Consider the following 21,048-nt stretch of genomic DNA (forward strand, 5'->3'; position numbering starts at 1 on the left):
GTAATATCTTTTAAATGGAGGTAAATGGAATTATTTACCTTTAAATATTAAAGATAAGAATAGTGAATATTAATTATGGAAGTACAACGTAATTTTTTTATTTTTACTTTTTTATTCGTTTCTTTTTTACTTTGGCAAGCATGGCAAAGTCAAACATTTTTAAACAATGAAACAAATGAAAAAAAAGATCTAATTGTTAATTTTATTCATGCAAAAAAAAATGAAAAAAAAATTTTTATTAAAACTGATGTTATCAGTTTAGTTGTTAACATGCATGGTGGAGATATAGAAGAAGCTTCTTTGCTGTCATATAAAGATAAACTTTATTCATCTCAACCTTTTAAATTACTTGAAACTACATCTGATTTTGTTTATCAGGCACAAAGTGGATTAATTGGAAAAGATGGCCCTGATAGTTTGCTGAATAACAGTAGACCATTATATTTTTCTGATAAGAAGTTTTTTAAATTAGAAAAAAATGAAAAAGAATTACGTGTTCCTATAAAATGGGTTAGTAAGAATGGTGTTATTTATACAAAAACTTTTGTTCTTAAACCTAATAAGTATGATATTGAAATAGAATATAATATTTTTAATACAAGTAAAAAAACATTAACGATGAATATTTTTGGACAGATAAAACAAACAATAAATTTACCTAAAAAACGTAATATTTATAGTGGAAATTTTGCTCTTCAAACTTTTCGTGGTGCCGCTTATTCTAGTGTTGATAACAAGTATGAAAAATATAAATTTGATACGATTTCTAATAATGATAATTTACATGTTGTAACTGAAAACGGGTGGATTGCAATGTTACAACAGTATTTTGCTGTTTCTTGGATTCCTCAAAATTTAGGTCAAAATACAATATATACATCTATTTTAGATGATGGCATTGCTGCAATTGGATATAAATCTCCTTCAATTGATGTTTTGCCTGATTCTAGAACTGTTATAAAATCGAAGTTATGGATAGGTCCTGAAATACAAAAAGAAATGAAATTGATTGCGCCGAATTTAGATTTAACAGTTGATTATGGGTGGCTTTGGTTTTTATCTCAACCGTTATTTAAATTATTAAGTATATTATATAATATTATAGGAAATTGGGGTTTTTCTATTATTTTAATTACGTTTATTATGAGAGCGATAACCTATCCTTTAACAAAAGCACAATATACTTCTATGGCAAAAATGCGTGCATTACAACCAAAGATTCAAGAAATAAAAGAAAGATTTTTAAATGATAAACAACGTCTTAGTCAAGAAATGATAATTTTATATAAAAAAGAAAAAATTAATCCATTAGGTGGATTTTTGCCTATTTTTATTCAAATGCCAATTTTTTTATCTCTTTATTATATGCTTATAGGTTCTGTTGAATTACGTCATGCTCCTTTTATATTATGGATTCATGATTTATCAAGTCAGGATCCATATTATGTATTACCTATAATAATGGGTTTAACAATGTTTTTTATTCAAAAAGGATCTTCTACTAATCACATTTCTGATCCATTCCAAAAAAAGATTATGAATTTTATGCCTGTAATTTTTACAGCCTTTTTTTTATGGTTTCCTTCAGGATTAGTTTTATATTATATCGTTAGTAATTTGGTAACCATTCTCCAACAAAAGTTTATCTTATCTAATTTAGAAAAACATAAATAAAATTTTTTTAAATGTTTTTCAAATTGTTTACTCTTTGATTTATATGCAGAAAATATTTTATGATTCATAATAAAACTATTATTGCTCAAGTTACTTGTCCTGGAAAAAGTTCTGTTGGAATATTAAGAATATCTGGTGTTCAAGCAAAAACAGTTGCTATGAAAATTTTAGGCAAAATTCCTATACCAAGATTTGCTACTTATTCGAAATTTTTGGATGAAAATGGAATAGTGTTAGATCAAGGAATATCTTTGTGGTTTCCTGCTCCTTATTCATTCACAGGAGAAGATGTATTAGAATTACAAGGGCATGGTAGTCCATTAATAATGGACTTATTAATAAAAAGAATTTTATCTATTAATAATATTAGATTAGCTAAACCAGGAGAATTTTCTAAACGTGCTTTTTTGAATGGAAAAATAGATTTAATTCAAGCAGAATCTATAGATGATTTAATCAATTCTGAAACAAAAGCATCTATCAATGCCTCACTAAATTCATTACAAGGTAATTTTTCTTTATTGATTAAAGAATTGATGAATTTAGTTATTGAATTTCGTATTAATATAGAATCAAGTATAGATTTTGTAGAAGAAGAAATTGATATTAACATTAAAGATATAGTCAATATAAAATTTAGAGAATTAGATAATAAATTTTTCAAATTAAAAAATATGATTTCAGAAGGAAGTTTGTTAAGAGAGGGAAAAAAAATAGTCATTGCTGGTCTTCCGAATGCAGGAAAATCAAGCTTATTAAATATTTTATCATCTTCTGATAGAGCTATAGTAACTGATTTACCTGGTACTACACGAGATCTTCTTTACGAACATATCAGCATTGATGGTATTGCATGTGAATTAATTGATACTGCAGGTTTACGCACTACAGATGATACAGTAGAACGCATAGGGATTATTCGTGCTTGGGAAGCAATTAGAAAATCTGATCATGTTCTTTTTGTTATTGATAAGACAATTAGCAAATCCAAACAAAAGAAAATATGCGATGATTTTATGAAGAATATTTTAAAGAACAATATTCCAGTGACTTTTGTTTTAAATAAAAATGATTTAGTAAAAGATGATTTTGGTTTTAAAAATATGGATGGTTTATCATTTTTTAGCGTGTCGGCACGAACTGGTCAAGGTATTAATATATTACGAGAACATATTGTAAAAATCGGAAAAAATATAGAAAAAGAAGGTGTTTTTATTGCTCGTCGGCGTCATATAAATCAAATTGATTTAGCGTATAATGAGTTTTTAGTAGCTAAAAAAGAATGGAAATTATCTAGAAGTATTGAATTATTAGCGGAGTCTTTAAATATTATGAATAAGTTTTTAGGTGAAATAATAGGCAATTTTACTTCGAAAGATTTATTAAAACGTATTTTTTCTAGTTTTTGTATTGGAAAATAAATTTTAAATTATATGCCCGAAGGTGGAATTGAACCACCGACACGGGGATTTTCAGTCCCCTGCTCTACCAACTGAGCTATCCGGGCTTTTTTTATATTAAATCATCAAATATAAAACATTGTCAATGTTTTTTATTTATATTAATTAATAATTGATTTTTAAATATTTAAAAAAATAAATTTTATTGAATAAAATAATAAAAAATGATTTTTACCCTTGAAAGTTTTAATAAAGATCCCTATATTTAAACATAAGAGAACATATTAAATTAGAAAATATTTTTTTAAAATATATTAAGTAATTTACAGGAGCATTATCATATGAAAATTCGTCCATTGCATGATCGTGTGCTTGTTAAGCGTCAAGAAGTTGAATCGAAATCTGCAGGGGGGATTGTTTTAACAGGTTCTGCTGCAGGAAAGTCAACTAGAGGAACAGTAACAGCTGTAGGGAAAGGTCGTATTTTAGATAATGGAAATATTAAACCATTAGATGTTAAAGTTGGTGATGTTGTTATTTTTAATGAAGGTTATGGTGCAAAAACAGAAAAAATTGATAATGAAGAATTATTAATATTAACTGAAAGTGACATTTTAGCAATTGTTGAATAGTAAACTATATGCTATATCCATTGAAAAATTTATTTAAGGGAATGTCAAATGGCCGCTAAAGATGTGAAATTCGGAAACGAAGCCCGAATTAAAATGCTTCGTGGAGTCAATGTATTAGCAGATGCAGTTAAAGTAACTTTAGGGCCAAAAGGTAGAAATGTTGTTCTAGATAAATCTTTTGGAGCACCTAGTATTACTAAAGATGGTGTATCAGTAGCTCGTGAAATCGAATTAGAAGATAAATTCGAAAATATGGGTGCGCAAATGGTAAAAGAAGTTGCATCAAAAGCAAATGATGCAGCCGGTGATGGTACTACAACAGCAACGCTATTAGCACAATCTATAGTTAATGAAGGTTTAAAAGCAGTAGCAGCTGGCATGAATCCAATGGATCTTAAACGTGGAATTGATAAAGCTGTTATTAGTGCTGTAGAAGAATTAAAAAATTTATCTGTACCATGTTCTGATTCTAAAGCAATTACACAAGTTGGAACTATTTCAGCAAATGCAGATGAAAAAGTCGGCTCTTTAATTGCAGAAGCAATGGAAAAAGTTGGTAATGATGGAGTTATTACAGTAGAAGAAGGTACAGGTCTTCAGGATGAACTCGAAGTGGTTAAAGGTATGCAATTTGATCGAGGTTATCTGTCTCCATATTTTATCAACAAACCAGAAACTGGTATTGTTGAATTAGAAAACCCATATATTTTAATGGCTGATAAAAAAATATCTAATGTTCGTGAAATGTTGCCAATATTAGAATCTGTTGCAAAATCAGGAAAACCATTATTAATTATTTCAGAAGATTTAGAAGGTGAAGCTTTAGCTACGTTAGTGGTTAACTCCATGAGAGGAATTGTAAAAGTAGCTGCAGTAAAAGCTCCTGGATTTGGTGATCGTCGAAAAGCAATGTTACAAGATATTTCAATTCTTACTGGCGGTTCTGTTATTTCTGAAGAATTAGCTATGGAATTAGAAAAATCTACTTTAGAAGATTTAGGACAAGCAAAACGTGTTGTTATCAGCAAAGACACTACAACTATAATTGGTGGTGTAGGAGAAAAACACACAATTCAGAGCCGTATTAGTCAAATTCGTCAAGAAATTCAAGAAGCTACATCTGATTATGATAAAGAAAAATTAAATGAACGTTTAGCTAAATTATCAGGTGGAGTTGCAGTACTAAAAGTAGGTGCAGCTACAGAAGTAGAAATGAAAGAGAAGAAAGCCCGTGTTGAAGATGCATTACATGCTACTCGCGCAGCAGTAGAAGAAGGAGTAGTTGCAGGTGGTGGTGTTGCATTAGTACGCGTAGCTGGTAAAATATCTCATTTACGTGGTCAAAATGAAGATCAAAACGTAGGTATTCGAGTTGCTCTACGTGCAATGGAAGCACCATTACGTCAAATTGTTTCTAATTCTGGTGAAGAACCTTCTGTAGTTACTAATAATGTTAAAGATGGACAAGGTAACTATGGTTATAATGCTGCTACCGATGAATATGGTGACATGATAGATTTTGGTATATTAGATCCTACAAAAGTTACACGTTCTGCTTTACAGTATGCTGCTTCTGTTGCTGGTTTAATGATAACAACAGAATGTATGGTAACTGATTTACCAAAAGAAGATAAATCTTCTGATTCCCATTCTGCTCCTGCAGGAGGAATGGGTGGTATGGGTGGAATGATGTAATAAAAGATTTATTTTATTAAATTTTTTTTAAATCAATTTTAAAATATCTTTCCTCAGAAAAATTTATCTGAGGAAAGTTTTTTTGTTTTTAGTAGGTATATATTTTATTTGTAAATTGATTTTTTTAAAATAAAAAATTAAATGTTTCTAATTAAATTTAAAATAATCATTTCATATTACAATTTAAAACTAAAATTCATTTATCTAAAACATATAAAAATATTATTTTTATTAAAATTTATTAAATATTTTAATAATAGAATTGAATTATTATGTATTTTTTCTTGGTAAGAAAAATAAGTAAATACAATAATTTTAGATAGAATATAATGAATTTTTTAAAAAATAGAATTTATATAATAAAGTGATATAATAGTGCAATTTTCACAAATATTTTTTTTTATTTGTTTGATTAAAAACATTATAAATATTTATTGTAATATTATTTCTAACAAATGAGTGCGATTTAAATTATACTTGTCATTTCTATTTTTTTAAATTTTTTTAAAAATGATTTTTTTATTAAAAAAACTTATAGTTAGTCATAATTAGCAATTTTTTTTATAGAAATAGAGGTTATATGAGAGTATATCATAGTAATAATTTCCGTTCAGGTTGTAAAATTATTTTTGAAGATGAACCGTGTTTGATAGAATCAAGCGAATTTGTTAAGCCTGGGAAAGGTCAGTCTTTTGTTCGTGTAAAATTACGAAAGTTATTAACAAAACAACTTATAGAAAAGACATTTAAATCTACAGATTCTTTGGAAATAGCTGATGTTATAGAACATGTACTTACTTATTTATATAATGATGGTCATTTTTGGTATTTTATAAACCATAACACTTTTGAAGAATTGTCAGTAGAAGAAAAGATTGTAGGTATTCATAAAAAGTGGTTATTAGAACAAGATAAATGTATTATAACATTATGGAATAATCAACCCATTTCAATTACACCGAATAATTTCGTAAATCTTAAAGTAGTAGATGTACAAGCAACTCTTAAAGGTGATACTATCAATACTAGCAGTACTAAATTAGCTACATTAAGTACAGGTGCTATTGTTAAAGTTCCACTGTTTATTCAAATTGATTCATTCATTAAAGTAGATACTAGAACTGGTGAGTATGTATCTAGAGTTAAATAAAAAATTATATTTTTTTAATACTCATTACCTTTAACATATTGTCTATAACTATCCCATTCAAAAGTTAACCATAAACTATTTCCTAAACGCATTCTGTCAATAACTCTTTCACCTAATAAGCTTTTCATTCCTTTATGATCTAAATTAGATAACATTCCAGTCGAACGTTTAGATGAGGATCTTCTATCAACTATTTGATTAATAATTACTTTTTCATAACGGGATTCAGTTTGCATGCCAATTTCATCAATCATTAACAAATCAACGCTGCTTAGATTATGTAATAAATTTTCTTCAGTAATATTACTTGTACCGCTAAAAGTTCCTTTCATATTAGACATTAAATCTGCTACTGTTACAAGTAGAATACTTTTTCCATGTAAAATTAAATAATTTCCTATAGCAGATGCTAAATGATTTTTTCCTGTTCCTGGTTTTCCTGAGAAAATAAAACTAGCAATATTTTTATTAAATTCTTCTGCATATCGTTTTGATGCTTTAAGTACTTTTCTTTGACCGTCATGTTCAATTTTATAATTATCAAATGAACAGTTCATATATAACTCTCTAATGCCTGATCTTCCCAAAACGCGTTGCATTTTCATTGCTTTATTTTCACGCAATATAGATTCAGAAGACAGTCTTCCTTGTTCTTGATTCCAAGCTAATAAAGCTTCATCATTATCAAATTTAGGTTTAATATTTTTAGGCATAAGACGTTGAAGACGTTTAAAGAATTCAGTGTAGAATGTCATTATTTACCTCTAAATCCATTTGGTATTGTTTGATCAGGTGTTGGTATGTATGTAATATCTCTTTTTTTTTGTGAAATATAATTCATACATCTACTTTTTTGTAAACTTCTGGCTAGTTTTTGTTGCCATTGTATATGATGAAAAAAACAACCTTCTACTTGCCAATAAGAAATAAAACATGCAAGTTCAGATTCTGATACTTCTTCATTTAGTATAATTCCCCATAATGCTGCTTGACGAATAAAATCTTTATCAGGAATCCATTTGGGATGCATTGAAAATTTTTTGAGAATATCTGGTTTGCCTATATTTTTTTTTGATAAATGACATTCAATATCAAATATTTTTTTTAATAAGCAAGGTGAAATTGCATAAAAAATAGGAGAATTATTTTTTAGTACTGCTATTACTCCTTTATTTGATTTCTCTAAAATGGGAATTGGATTCTCACAAAATAAATTCAGTGATACATTATCTGAAACTAAAATTTTCATAAATATTTTTTTGCCTTATTTTAATTGTTAAAAATTTTATATATATTGTATATTATTAGAGTTTTTAAAACAAAATATTATAATTTTCATAAATCTTATATATTTAAAATATACAGATAGCATTGCATTCGATTTGTAATTTTTTTTTTATATAAAGTCCAATTTTTAGGTACTATTAGAGATTTTTGTTTTTCTTGTTCTATATAAATAAAAGAGTTTTTTTTAATCCATTTTTTATATTCTAATAAATCAATAGTTTTTTTAATTAACCCCTGATAATAAGGAGGATCAATAAAGATTATATCATATGGTTTTCCACTTTTTTTTAACCAATTGAGTGTATCAGTACGTATAATTTCTAAATTAGATATATTTAGTTTTTTTGCATTTTGTTTAAGAGTGAAAAATGTTTTCCTTTCTATTTCTAAAAAAGTAGAAAACGCAGCGTGACGAGAAATAGCTTCTATTCCTAGTCCTCCACTACCTGCAAAACAATCAAGACACCGTGAATCTTTAATATATTTAGATAACCATTCAAATAATGTTTCTCTTATTTGATTAGTAGTAGGTCTTAAATTTGGAATATTATCAAAAGATATTTTCCTTCCTTTAAGTTTTCCAGAAATAATATAAATTTTATTGTTTTTTTTTAAAAAAGAATTGTTCATTTTATTAGATGATTTATGTTAGTGATATGATTTATTTAAATATCTAATGTTAATTATAACTTAAATAAATATTTTTTTTTATTTAACATTTAAGATGTCATAGCTTCTTTTCTTGCAAAGTAAAAAGGTGAATAATATGAAAGATGATAAAAAATCTGGTTTTTTTTCTTGGTTAAGTTCTAAAATAAAAAAAAATAAGGAAATAGATACAATAAAAGATAAAAAAGAAAAAATTGATGATTTAAATAATAAAAAATTATTTGTTTCAGAAACTTTTTTTATAAAAAAAGACAATCTTAAAAAAAATAAAATAGAAGAAATAAATAATGATAGTAATAACATAGAAAATAACAAGAATATAAAAATCAATTTTTTTTCACGTTTAAAAGAAAATTTGAAAAAAACGAAAGAATTTCTTGGTGATAAAATCAATAATATTTTTTTATCAAAAAAAATTGATAGTGTGCTTTTTGAAAAATTAGAAGAAACAATGTTACTTGCTGATGTTGGTATTAATACTACTACTCGAATTATTAATAATTTAATTAAAGATGTCAATCATAAGGATTTAAAAATTTCTGAAAAACTATATTCTTTATTAAAAAAGAATATGTATAATATTTTAAAAAAAGTTGAAATTCCTTTAGAAATATCTGCTCATACTCCTTTTATAATTTTAGTAGTAGGTGTTAATGGAACAGGAAAAACTACAACGGTAGTTAAGTTAGCAAAAAAATATAAGTTAGAAGGAAAATCTATAATGTTAGCTGCAGCAGATACGTTTAGAGCAGCAGGTATAGAACAATTAAAAATATTAGGAAAATTACATAAAATACCGGTAATCGCACAGCATGCTAATTCAGATCCTGCTGCAGTGGTATTCGATGCAGTGCATTCTGCGAAATCAAAAAGAATAGATGTTTTAATTATTGATACAGCAGGAAGATTACATAATAAATCACATTTAATAGAAGAATTAAAAAAAATAGTTAGAGTAATTAAAAAAATAGATGTATCTGCACCGCATGAAAAAATATTAATTATTGATTCTTGTAATGGACAAAATACAATACAACAAACAGAAATATTTCATAAAGCATTAGATTTAACTGGAATGATAATTACTAAGTTAGATGGAACAGCAAAAGGAGGAGTTGTTTTCTCTTTAGCAGATCAATTTAAAATTCCAATTCGTTATATTGGAATTGGTGAAAAAATGAATGATTTAGGTGTTTTCAATAGTCAAGAATTTATTAATTCTATATTTTTGCAAAAATAAAATGTCATTTGAATATACAATGATGATTTTATAGAGTATAGATTATTTATTTTTTTATATAAATCTTTGATTTATGTTTTGAATTAAAGTATTATGAACATGTCCCACATATTAATAATTCAGTATATATAGTTCTTTAATGCGGGAATTCAAATGATTAATAAAGTACAGATTTTATCTGTAACACCGCCTAGTAATTTAGATGCTTATATTAGAATAGCCAATTTATGGCCGATGTTATCACTTGAAGAAGAAAAAATACTCACTAAACAATTACGCTATGACAGTAATTTAGATGCCGCAAAAACTTTAATTTTATCTCATCTCCGTTTTGTAATTCATATTTCACGTAACTATTCAGGATATGGTTTACTACAAGCAGATCTTATACAGGAAGGCAACGTTGGTTTAATGAAAGCAGTGCGTAGATTCAATCCTGAAATAGGAGTTCGTCTTGTTTCTTTTGCTGTTCATTGGATTAAATCTGAAATACATGAGTATGTTTTGCGCAATTGGCGTATTGTAAAAGTTGCGACGACTAAATCTCAAAGAAAACTCTTTTTTAATTTAAGAAAAACAAAACAAAGACTAGGTTGGTTTAATGAAGAAGAAATTCAAATAGTTGCTAGAGAATTAGGTGTCAGTAGTAGAGATGTAAGAGAAATGGAATCTCGTATGTCTGCTCAAGATATTGCTTTTAATCCATTACCAGAAGAAGATTTTGATGGTAAAGCAAATAGTTCTATGCAATATTTACAAGATAAAACATCTAATTTTGCCAACGGTGTTGAACAAGATAATTGGAAAGAACATGCTGCAGACAAATTAAGTAATGCCTTATTAAGATTAGACGAACGTAGTCGTCATATTATTCATGCTCGCTGGTTAGATAAAAATAAAAAAAATACTTTGCAAACTATAGCAAATGATTATGGAATTTCTGCAGAACGTGTTCGACAATTAGAAAAAAACGCAATGAAAAAGTTGAAAATAGCCATAGAGGCTTAGTTTAAAAAAAATTTAATATAAACTCATTTAGTTTATTAAAAAAATTTATATAGAGTATGAGATTAAGTTTAATAAAGTTGAAAACTCATACTCTTTTTATATATAAATAATAAAATTCTATTCTACTGTTACTGATTTAGCAAGATGTCTTGGTTGGTCAATACTTTTCCCTTTTTTTAATGCAATATAATAAGCTAGTAATTGTAGAGGAATTGTATAAAAAATAGGTGCTATTAATTCTTCTACATATGGCACTTTTATAATATTTAAATTTTTTTCATAATCAAATTCCTGATCAGAAAAAATATAAATTACACCACCTCTTGAACATATTTCCTTAATATTTTTTTTGTTTTTTTCTAATAATGAATTTTTAGGGGCAATCATAATAACTGGTAAATTTTTATCAATTAGTGCGAGGGGTCCATGTTTAAGTTCTCCAGAAGGATAAGCTTCTGCATGAATATAAGAAATTTCTTTTAATTTTAAAGCTCCTTCTATTGCAATAGGATATTGAATGCCTCGTCCAAGGAATAATATATTTTTTTTATCAGATAGCATATTAGCTATATTTTTTATTAATTGATTTTTTTTTAAAATCTCTTCAATTCTAACAGGTAAAATGTTTAATGTTTGTATAATTTTTTTTAAAAGGTTATTATTTTCTTTTTTTAGATTTATTATTTTAGCGACTAACATTAGTAAGACAGTTAATTGAGTTGTAAAAGATTTTGTTGAAGCTACTCCTATTTCTAAACCCGCTTTAGTTAATATGTAAAAATCAGATTCTCTTACTAAAGATGAGCTCTCCATATTGCATATAGTTAAATTCCCTAAATATCCAAGTGTTTTAGAATATCTTAATGCAGATAATGTGTCAGCAGTTTCACCTGATTGTGATAAAGTGATTAATAAACTTTTTTTTCTTACAACTAATTTTCTTGAAGAAAATTCTGATGCGATTTCAACATCACAAGGAATATGAGCAAGTGATTCAAACCAATATTTAGAAACCATTGCTGCATTATATGAAGTACCACATGCAACTATTTGAATGTGTTCTGCATTGTAAAATATATTTTTTTCTTTTAATCCTAATTCGGAAAAATGAACTTTATTATTATTTTGTAAACGGTTTTGTAATGTTTTTCGAATTGATTCAGGTTGTTCATATATTTCTTTTTCCATATAATGACGATATTTTCCTTTTTTTACTGATTGATATTCTATATTAGATATAATTTCCTTTCTTTGAATGATAGAGTTATCTTTATCAATGATTTTAATTTTTTTTTTCTCAACAATAGCAATGTCGCCTTCTTCTAAGCATATAAACCGTTTTGTAATATGTAATAATGCAATTTGATCTGAAGCAATAAAATTTTCTTCTATTCCTAATCCTACAATCAATGGACTTCCAGAACACGCAGCTATTAATCTTGAAGGATTATTTTTATCTATTATAACCATACTATAATTGCCATCTAATTTTTTTATGCTGTTTTGTATGACTTTTTTAAAGGAATCTTTTTTTTTATTTTGTTCCCAATGTAATAAATGAGCAATTACTTCTGTATCAGTATCAGAAGAAAATATGTATCCTTTTTTTTGTAAAAATAAACGCAACTTAGAATTATTTTCAATAATACCATTATGTACAACAATTATATTTGAAGAAATATGTGGATGAGTGTTTTCTTTTGAAACCTTTCCATGAGTAGCCCAGCGTGTATGAGCAACACCAATATTACCTGATATTTTTTTTTTGTTTGTTTTTTTTATAAGTTCATTAACTTTTCCAACACAACGAATTCTAATAATATTATTTTCATTGTCTATAACAGCGAATCCTGAAGAATCATATCCTCGGTATTCTAGTTTTCTAATACTGTTAACAAGAAAATTAGTAATATTACGTTGTGCTACTGCAGCAACAATACCACACATATTGACACCCTTTATTTTGTATTAAAATATTTTTTTACTTAGTATAAATATATTGATTTGATAGATAGTCATAATTATTTTTTATCATTTTTTCTAGAACGCATCCAATTTTTTTTGTATCGTTGTTCTTTAGTGTTGTAAACCAAACAAGGTGTATTGACATCTTTTGTTAAAGTAGTACCTGCTGCAATAGTTGTATTATTCGCAATTTTTATTGGAGCAATTAATTGTGTATTAGAGCCGACTAAAACATTGTCACCAATAACAGTTTTAAATTTATTCACGCCATCATAATTACATGTAATACTACCTGCTCCAATATTCACTTTAGAACCAATTTCAGAATTACCCAGATAACTTAAATGTTTCACTTTAGATTTTGTTTTTATAATACTATCTTTTATTTCGACAAAATTTCCTATATGAACGTTATTATCTAATAAAGTATTCGATCTTAAATGAGTAAAAGGACCTATAATACAACTTTTTCCTATTTTAGCATTTTCTATAATTGTATATGCTTGAATATTAGTTTGACTGCCAACAATACTATTTCTAATAATACAACCAGGACCAATTTTAACATCATTTCCTAAAATGACGTTTTGTTCTAAAATAACACCTGTATCTATTTCAACATTATGACCATGTTGTAATGTTCCTCTAAGAATAAAATGCAATGGATTTTTTATTATAACTCCATCCATCAGCAATTTATTAATTTGTTTTTTTTGAAAAATCCTTTCTAAAATAGATAATTGTAATTTATTGTTTATTCCTAATATTTCTTCATAATGCGAGGGTTGTACTGTTGTAATAAAATGTCCTTCAAGATAAGCTAAAGAAACAATATCTGTTGCATAAAGTTCTTGTTTTTGGTTTTTTTTATCAATTTTTTCTAACCATCTTTTTAAATCTTTACTTTTAGCTATAAAAATTCCTGAATATATTTCTTTAATATTTTTTTGTATACTAGTAGCATCTTGTTCTTCTACTATGCCGATAACTTTTCCGTTTTTTCGCAAAATACGTCCATATCCATTAGGATTTTTTACTTTCATAGTTAATAAACTAATTTTTGATATTTTTTTAGAACTTTGTAATTTTTTTATTGATGTTTCTGAAATAAATGGTACGTCTCCATATAGAACTAGGATATTTTCATTATCTAAAGTTTTTTTTATAGCTAGTAGTATAGCTTGCCCTGTTCCTTCTGGTTTTTTTTGTATTATCCATTCAAGAGGAATATTATGAATATTAGATGATATGAATTGTTTTTGATCATTATAAACCAATATAATTTTCTTGGGTTGTATAGATTGAGCAGTTTGTATTACATGTTCTAAAATTGTTTTTCCTCCTAAAAAATGCAATACTTTAGGATAATTAGATTTCATTCTAGTTCCTTTTCCTGCTGCTAGTATTACTATAATTGTTTCTTTTTTTAACATGAAGACCCTTTTTATATATATCATTAATTTATTTATTTTAAATAAAAGATTTTTGATTGAATAGTTTTAATTACTTATGAAGTATTTTTTATCGTTATTTTATTAATTTAAGAATAAGAAAACTTTAATAAATAATTTTTATATGTAAATTTATGTGTATATAATATTTTTTACAATAATAAATATTATTTATTTTAAGGTTTTTTTATGTGTCTAGTTATTGCAGTAGATTTAGATGGTACTTTGCTTTCTTCAGGGAATAAAATTACAGAATATACTAAAGAGATTATACATCTATTAATAGAAAAAAATTTTTATTTTATTTTTGCTTCAGGCCGTCACTACATAGACGTCGTTGATATTAGAGATAGTTTAGAAAAAAAAGTTTTTATGATTACTTCTAATGGTGCTAAAATTTATAATTTAGATAATAAACTTATATTTAGTGATAATTTAGAAGAAGATATTGCTTCACAACTTTGTAGAATAAAATATTTAGATGCAGAAATTATTACTCAGGTATATCAAAAGAATCAATGGTATATAAACAACAATGAAATAGGTAATCAATTTTGCTCTGCTCTCTCCTCATTAAGATATCAATATTTTCATCCAGACAATTTAAATTTTAAAAATATTAGCAAGGTTTTTTTTACAAGTAAAAATTTGAAAAAATTATATATTCTTGAAAAAAAAATTATTAACTTATATGGCAATAAAGTTCATATTAGTTTTTCAGTTCCAGGTTGTCTTGAGGTTGTATCAGGAACTACTTCAAAAAGTTATGGATTAAAATTAATATCTAATTTATTAGGAATTTCTTTAGATCATTTCATTGCTTTTGGAGATGGAATGAATGATCAAGACATGTTAACCATTGTTGGCAAAGCATATATTATGAAAAATGCAGATGCACGTTTGAAAGCAGCATTGCCACATATCGAAATTATTGAAAGTAATAATGATCATGGTGTTGCAAGATGTTTAAATAAAATTTTTTTAGAAAATGATAAATATATATTATAAAGTTAATAAAAAATTTTATATGCTATTGTGCATTATACAGTTAATATTGTTTTAATATATTACGAATAAAGTGCAAATGTACAGAAGCATGTAAACGTATAGAATGAATAAAATTTTTTATAACTAGTTCTTTTTGTTCACCATTTCGTATAGCTGCATACAATCGTCTCCATATTCCATTTCCTATTCTTTTTGTGACGATTAAACCTTGATGTTCAAAGTTTTCTACTACCCAATGGGGTAGTGCGGTGATCCCCATTTGTGCTGATACCATTTGAATTAAAAGAAATGTGTTATTTACATTTTTAAAAATAGGTACAATACCAGATGGTTGTAAAAAATGTTTCCATATGTCTAGTCTATATCGTTGAACAGGATAAATCATGAATCTTTCAGATGCAAGATCTTCTGGTGTAATATTATTATTTTTAAATACTAAAGGATGTTTAGGAGACAATACTAATCGTACTTCAAAATCGAAGATTGGTGCATAAAATAAATTATTCCGTGGTAATACTTCGGAAGTTAGTACAATATCAAGCTCTCCTTTTTGTAAAAATTGTTGAGGATTAAACATCATATCAGAATAAAAATCTACTTCTACTTTTGGATTATTTTTTTGGAAAGTTTCTATTGCTGGTATCAACGATTGAATACAACTGTGACATTCAATTGCTAGACGAATGATCATATGATGAGAATCTTTACATAATTGTATTGCTTTTTTTATTTTAGGCAGTATTTCTTCTGATAGTCGAAGTAAAATATTACCTTGGATTGTAAATATTATAGGATTGCTTTTTCTAATAAATAATTTAAATCCTATTTTTTTTTCTAATTGATTACATTGGTGTGATATCGCTGATTGTGTTTGATGAAGTTGAATTGCAGCTGCACTTAATGAGCCATTATTTTTTAAAGCTTGTAATGTTCGAAGATGTTTTATTTCGATCATGAGATTCCTTCATATCGATAATTAACTATTTACGCTTGCTAATTTTCTTTAATACTAGAATTATAAGATATTTGTTTTATACAAAGCAATTGTAAATTATATTCAAAAAAATATTTTAACTAAGAAAATAGGATATATTTAAAATGAAAATTTTAAATCACACTCTTGGTTTTCCAAGAATAGGCGTGAATCGTGAGTTGAAAAAAGCTCAAGAAAAATATTGGTCTGGTAATCTTTCAAAACAAGATTTGTTATCTGTTGGATATGAATTAAGAAAAAAAAATTGGCAAAAACAAAAAGAGTCTGGAATTGATTATATTCCAGTAGGAGATTTTGCTTGGTATGATCATGTATTAACTACTAGCATGATGTTAGGTAATATTCCAGAAAGACATAATAATATTATTAGTTCTGTTGATTTAGATTGTTTGTTTCGTATTGCACGAGGTCATGCTCCAGATATTGCAGCTTCAGAAATGACTAAATGGTTTAATACTAATTATCATTATATTGTACCTGAATTTTATAAAGATAAAGTTTTTAAATTTTCTTGGAAACAAATTTTAGATGAAGTAGACGAAGCATTATCATTAGGTTATAAAGTTAAGCCTATACTTTTAGGTCCAATTACATATCTTTGGTTAGGAAAAGTAAAAGGGAAATATTTTGATCGGCTTGATATTTTAAAAGATATAATACCAATATACAAATATGTTTTAAAAGAATTATCTAATCGCGGTGTTGATTTTGTTCAAATTGATGAACCTGTTCTAGTTTTAGAATTACCAAAAAAATGGCAAGATGCTTATTATGATGTTTATAAAGAATTGTTCGGAATAACCAAGTTACTTCTTACAACATATTTTGATAGTATTGAACATAATATAGAATTTATTCGCGACTTACCAGTGCAAGGGATTCATATTGATTTAGTGTTTGGAAAATATAATTTAAATAATTTCATTTCTAAAATACCATCAGAATGGATGCTTTCTTTAGGTGTTATTAATGGTCGAAATATTTGGCGTGCTGATCTTGTAAAATGGTTTAAATCTATTAAATTAATCTTAAAGAATCATAGAAAAATATTAATTGGTTCATCTTGTTCTTTATTACACACACCAGTTGATTTAGAAACAGAACAGAATTTAGATGCAGAAGTCAAAAAATGGTTTTCTTTTTCTGTACAAAAATGTATAGAGTTAAAATTATTATCAAATGCTTTAAATAATGATGATATTGATTTAATCACACAATGGAGTTTGCCTATTAAGGAGCGTAGTTTTTCTAAAAGAGTACATAAAATTGCAGTAGAAAATCGTTTATCTAATATTGTAATAGATAAATATCAACGTTTAAATTCTTACAATATTCGTACTATAGAACAAAATAAAAAATTTAATTTACCTATTTTACCAACAACTACTATTGGATCTTTTCCTCAAACTATTGACATAAGAAAATTACGACGTGATTTTAAATCTGGAATAATAAATAAAGAAGAATATTCAAAAGGAATTAAAAATCACATTCAAAAAGTTATAAGAATACAAGAAGAATTAGATATAGATGTTTTAGTTCATGGTGAAGCCGAAAGAAATGATATGGTAGAATATTTCGGTGAAAATTTAGAGGGATTTGTTTTTACAGATAACGGATGGGTTCAGAGTTATGGTTCGCGTTGCGTTAAACCTCCTATTATTATTGGAGATATAAGTCGTCCGAAACCAATTACTATAGAATGGTCTAAATACGCTCAATCTTTAACTAAAAAACCAGTTAAAGGCATGTTAACAGGACCTGTTACAATTTTATTTTGGTCTTTTCCTAGGGAAGATGTTTCATTAAAAAAAATGGCAACACAAATTGCTTTAGCACTGCACGATGAAGTGCTAGATTTAGAAAAAGAAAAAATAGAAATAATTCAAATTGATGAACCAGCATTGCGAGAAGGTTTACCCTTACGGAAAAGTTCTTGGGCTGAATATTTATCTTGGGCAGTAAATGTATTTCGTTTAAGTGCTTCAGGTGTTAAAAACACGACGCAAATTCATACTCATATGTGTTACTGTGAATTTAATGATATAATGGATGCTATTGCATTATTAGATGCAGACGTAATTACGATTGAAACAGCTCGTTCAGATATGGAATTATTAGAATCATTCAAAAAATTTAAATATCCTAATGAAGTAGGTCCTGGAGTATATGATATTCATTCATCGAATATACCAAGTGTAAAATCAATAATGATGCTTTTAAATAGAGCAATTAAATATATTCCTTTAAAACGTATTTGGATTAATCCAGATTGCGGCTTAAAAACACGAAATTGGAATGAAACAATATTAGCATTGAAAAATATGGTTGAAGCAACAAAAACTCTCAGAAAAGAAATTAAAAACAGTCATTTAAAATAAATTAGTTTTCTGTTATCTTTATAAAACAACTTGATATTAAATCATCTTTTAGATTTTTTTAAAATCTAAAATGATGATTTAATACTTTTGTAATTTGCATATTTTTTACAAACTAAAAAACTAATGTTTAAAATGACGTTTGTTAGTGAAAATCATTGTGATATTATGTTCGTTTGCAGCTTGAATAACTTCTTCATCACGTATTGAACCTCCAGGTTGAATTATACAAGTAATACCAACAGAAGCGGCGCTGTCAATCCCATCTCTAAAAGGAAAAAATGCATCAGAAGCCATAGTCGCTCCAATAACATTCAAACCTTGATCTTTTACTTTCATATTAGCTAATTTAGTAGAATAAATTCTACTCATTTGACCAGCACCTATACCAAGTGTTACTTCATTACGACCGTATACAATAGCATTTGATTTAACAAATTTAGAAACTCTCCAAGAGAATATTGAGTCTTTTAGTTCTTTTTTTGTTGGTATACGTTTTGTTACAAAATTCCATAATCTATAATCTACGTCACAAAAATCATATTCTTGTACAAGCAATCCATTAGAAATTTTTTTTAAATCTAATCCTATTTTATTTTTTTCTAATTTTCCAGTAATCAGTAATCTTATGTTTTTCTTTTTTTCTAATGTTTTTAATGCTAAATCACTTATTTCCGGAACAAGAATAACTTCAATAAATTGTTGGTTAATAATTGTTTGAGCTGTTTTTTCATCTAATGTTTTATTGAAAGCAATCACACCTCCAAACGCTGAAATAGGATCAGCATTGTATGCTGACAAATATGATTCTAAAATATAATTGCTTACTGCAACACCACAAGGGTTTCCATGTTTTACAATAACGCAAGCGGGTCTATTAAATTCTTTTACACATTCTAATGCTGTATCAGAATCTAATATATTATTATAAGACAGAGTTTTTCCTTGAATTTGATGTGCGGTACTCACTGTTCCAGATTTAAATATATTTTTTTCTATATAAAAAGATGCTTTTTGGTGATGATTTTCTCCATATCTTAAATCTTGTTTTTTTATAAAAGAAAATTTTATTTCGTTAGGGAATAAATAATTTTCATTGTTTTTATGCAAAGCATTTTTTTTTATAAAATATCGTGAAATAATTTTTTCATAAGATGATGTATATTCAAATGCTTTTGATGCTAAATTAAATCTTTTTTCTATATTCATAGTATTATTATTTATAGAATTAATAGTTGGGTGAAAATCAGAATAATCTACTATAACTATAACATTTTTATAATTTTTTGCTGAAGCACGTACGAGTGTCGGTCCACCTATATCAATATTATTTATTATGTCATCTATATCATTTGTTTTAATATTTTTTATTTTTTCAAATGGATAGAAATTCACAATAACCATATCTATTGGGCAAATATTATATAATTCCATAACTTCTTTATCTTGATTTTTTCTTCTTAAAATACCACCCATAATTTTAGGGTGTAATGTTTTAATACGTCCATCCATTATTTCGGGAAAGTTTGTATAATCAGATATTTCTGTTACAAGTATATTATTTTTTTTTAAAATTTCAGCAGTACCTCCTGTTGAAAATAAATTAATTTTATTTTTTATTAGTATCTTTGCTATTTCTAAAACGTTTTTTTTATCTGATACACTAATTAATGCGTTTTTTATAAAATTATCTGATTGCATAATATATTTTCTTGTTTTTAATAAAAAATTAAATATTTTGTTATATCATATAAGAATATTATTTTATATTTAGATTAGTTTAAATATATAATTATTTTATATAACGATAAATAGAATATGTATTAAGGGGCGTAATGCCCCTTTGAATATCTTGTAAATTATAATTATTTAATCGCATTTTTTAATGTTTTACCAGATGTAAAACTAGGAACCTTTGTAGCAGGGATTTGTATTTCTTTTCCTGTTTGAGGGTTTCGTCCTGTACGAGATGATCTTAAATTAACTTTGAAAGTGCCGAATCCAACTATTTGCACAGATTCACCTTTTCTTAAAGAATCTATAATAGTTGATAATGTTGTTTCTAAAGTTAATTTAGCTTGTGTTTTAGATAAATTAGATTTTTTAGAAATAACATTTATTAATTGAGTTTTATTCATTATTTTTCCTTTTTTTATTTAAATGTAAAAATTAATGATTTATTTAGATATTTTTTTTAATAAATTTAGAGAAAGAAAATTGATTTAAACTTTTATATTGATCACAAATAATATAAAAAGAAAGAAGAATTAGATTAAAAATTTTCAATATATCTAAAAACTATTAAAATGTATTATATGAAAATTATATATTTATCAAAAAAATTATTTTTTTAATCTAATGAAAATTGATTTTTTATTGAGTTTTTTATAAATATGAATTTATAATTAACTCCTTTATTACATATAAATAAAAGGAAATAAATTTTTTAAGCATAGCAAGAATTTTAAAAAACGTAATAATTCTATTCGAGAAATAA

17 protein-coding genes and 1 tRNA gene are annotated in these 21,048 nt (G+C 26.2%); 9 read left to right on the plus strand and 9 right to left on the minus strand.

Features of this window, described 5'->3' with window-relative positions:
• Positions 1-75 precede the first annotated feature (75 nt).
• Positions 76-1,674 carry a membrane protein insertase YidC gene (gene yidC, locus D9V77_RS00075; RefSeq protein WP_158337885.1) on the plus strand — a complete coding sequence of 533 codons (1,599 nt, stop codon included), beginning with the start codon at positions 76-78 and terminating at the stop codon, positions 1,672-1,674.
• 59 nt (positions 1,675-1,733) lie between these two features.
• Complete coding sequence (gene mnmE, locus D9V77_RS00080; protein ID WP_158337887.1) at positions 1,734-3,095, plus strand: tRNA uridine-5-carboxymethylaminomethyl(34) synthesis GTPase MnmE; 1,362 nt, start codon at positions 1,734-1,736, stop codon at positions 3,093-3,095.
• Between the two features lie 13 nt (positions 3,096-3,108).
• Here mnmE and D9V77_RS00085 read toward each other — a convergent pair.
• A tRNA-Phe gene (locus tag D9V77_RS00085) sits at positions 3,109-3,181 on the minus strand.
• A gap of 234 nt (positions 3,182-3,415) precedes the next feature.
• On the opposite strand from D9V77_RS00085, the gene D9V77_RS00090 reads away from it, so the two are divergent.
• The 3 genes from D9V77_RS00090 to efp all read left to right on the plus strand — a co-directional run bounded on the left by D9V77_RS00090 (position 3,416) and on the right by efp (position 6,551).
• Positions 3,416-3,706 (plus strand): co-chaperone GroES, encoded by a 291-nt coding sequence (locus D9V77_RS00090; RefSeq protein ID WP_158337889.1) that lies wholly within the window; start codon positions 3,416-3,418, stop codon positions 3,704-3,706.
• Between the two features lie 48 nt (positions 3,707-3,754).
• Positions 3,755-5,401, plus strand: a complete 1,647-nt coding sequence (gene groL, locus D9V77_RS00095; protein ID WP_158337891.1) for a chaperonin GroEL — start codon at positions 3,755-3,757, stop codon at positions 5,399-5,401.
• A gap of 580 nt (positions 5,402-5,981) precedes the next feature.
• Positions 5,982-6,551: an elongation factor P gene (gene efp / locus D9V77_RS00100; RefSeq protein ID WP_158337893.1), complete on the plus strand. Its 570-nt coding sequence runs from the start codon at positions 5,982-5,984 to the stop codon at positions 6,549-6,551.
• A gap of 14 nt (positions 6,552-6,565) precedes the next feature.
• Here the strand turns inward: efp and dnaC are convergent, their stop codons facing one another.
• From dnaC to rsmD, 3 genes are all read right to left on the minus strand, one after another.
• Positions 6,566-7,306 (minus strand): DNA replication protein DnaC, encoded by a 741-nt coding sequence (dnaC, locus tag D9V77_RS00105; RefSeq protein WP_158337895.1) that lies wholly within the window; start codon positions 7,304-7,306, stop codon positions 6,566-6,568.
• Positions 7,306-7,800, minus strand: coding sequence for a primosomal protein DnaT (gene dnaT / locus D9V77_RS00110; protein WP_158337897.1), 495 nt, complete (start codon positions 7,798-7,800; stop codon positions 7,306-7,308). Before dnaT ends, dnaC begins: the two co-directional genes overlap by 1 nt.
• Before the next feature lie 95 nt (positions 7,801-7,895).
• The gene (gene rsmD / locus D9V77_RS00115) at positions 7,896-8,468 is read right to left on the minus strand and encodes a 16S rRNA (guanine(966)-N(2))-methyltransferase RsmD (RefSeq protein WP_158337899.1); all 573 of its coding nucleotides are present in this window, start codon (positions 8,466-8,468) and stop codon (positions 7,896-7,898) included.
• 136 nt (positions 8,469-8,604) lie between these two features.
• Here rsmD and ftsY point away from each other — a divergent pair, with 136 nt between their 5' ends.
• Together ftsY and rpoH are read left to right on the plus strand one after the other, a co-directional pair.
• Positions 8,605-9,747: a signal recognition particle-docking protein FtsY gene (gene ftsY / locus D9V77_RS00120; protein ID WP_158337901.1), complete on the plus strand. Its 1,143-nt coding sequence runs from the start codon at positions 8,605-8,607 to the stop codon at positions 9,745-9,747.
• A gap of 153 nt (positions 9,748-9,900) precedes the next feature.
• Positions 9,901-10,755, plus strand: coding sequence for an RNA polymerase sigma factor RpoH (rpoH, locus tag D9V77_RS00125; RefSeq protein ID WP_158337903.1), 855 nt, complete (start codon positions 9,901-9,903; stop codon positions 10,753-10,755).
• A gap of 117 nt (positions 10,756-10,872) precedes the next feature.
• On the opposite strand, the gene glmS is transcribed toward rpoH, so the two are convergent.
• Together glmS and glmU are read right to left on the minus strand one after the other, a co-directional pair.
• Positions 10,873-12,702 carry a glutamine--fructose-6-phosphate transaminase (isomerizing) gene (gene glmS, locus D9V77_RS00130; protein WP_158337905.1) on the minus strand — a complete coding sequence of 610 codons (1,830 nt, stop codon included), beginning with the start codon at positions 12,700-12,702 and terminating at the stop codon, positions 10,873-10,875.
• A gap of 74 nt (positions 12,703-12,776) precedes the next feature.
• A complete protein-coding gene (gene glmU, locus D9V77_RS00135) occupies positions 12,777-14,153 on the minus strand; it encodes a bifunctional UDP-N-acetylglucosamine diphosphorylase/glucosamine-1-phosphate N-acetyltransferase GlmU (RefSeq protein WP_158337907.1) in 1,377 nt (458 codons plus the stop codon).
• A gap of 207 nt (positions 14,154-14,360) precedes the next feature.
• On the opposite strand from glmU, the gene D9V77_RS00140 reads away from it, so the two are divergent.
• Complete coding sequence (locus tag D9V77_RS00140) at positions 14,361-15,179, plus strand: Cof-type HAD-IIB family hydrolase (protein WP_158337909.1); 819 nt, start codon at positions 14,361-14,363, stop codon at positions 15,177-15,179.
• 40 nt (positions 15,180-15,219) lie between these two features.
• Here D9V77_RS00140 and metR read toward each other — a convergent pair whose 3' ends face one another.
• On the minus strand, positions 15,220-16,134 hold the full coding sequence (metR, locus tag D9V77_RS00145) for an HTH-type transcriptional regulator MetR (protein ID WP_158337911.1): 915 nt from the start codon (positions 16,132-16,134) through the stop codon (positions 15,220-15,222).
• 143 nt (positions 16,135-16,277) lie between these two features.
• Between metR and metE the strand changes: the two genes are divergently transcribed.
• Positions 16,278-18,554, plus strand: coding sequence for a 5-methyltetrahydropteroyltriglutamate--homocysteine S-methyltransferase (metE, locus tag D9V77_RS00150; protein WP_158337913.1), 2,277 nt, complete (start codon positions 16,278-16,280; stop codon positions 18,552-18,554).
• A 120-nt stretch (positions 18,555-18,674) separates the two neighbouring features.
• Here the strand turns inward: metE and purH are convergent, their stop codons facing one another.
• Positions 18,675-20,252 (minus strand): bifunctional phosphoribosylaminoimidazolecarboxamide formyltransferase/IMP cyclohydrolase, encoded by a 1,578-nt coding sequence (gene purH / locus D9V77_RS00155; protein ID WP_158337915.1) that lies wholly within the window; start codon positions 20,250-20,252, stop codon positions 18,675-18,677.
• A 164-nt stretch (positions 20,253-20,416) separates the two neighbouring features.
• On the minus strand, positions 20,417-20,689 hold the full coding sequence (locus D9V77_RS00160; protein ID WP_158337917.1) for an HU family DNA-binding protein: 273 nt from the start codon (positions 20,687-20,689) through the stop codon (positions 20,417-20,419).
• Positions 20,690-21,048: the final 359 nt, after the last annotated feature.

This window comes from Buchnera aphidicola (Sitobion avenae) (assembly GCF_005082585.1).
In the GTDB taxonomy this organism is placed as follows: Bacteria; Pseudomonadota; Gammaproteobacteria; order Enterobacterales; family Enterobacteriaceae; genus Buchnera; species Buchnera aphidicola_Z.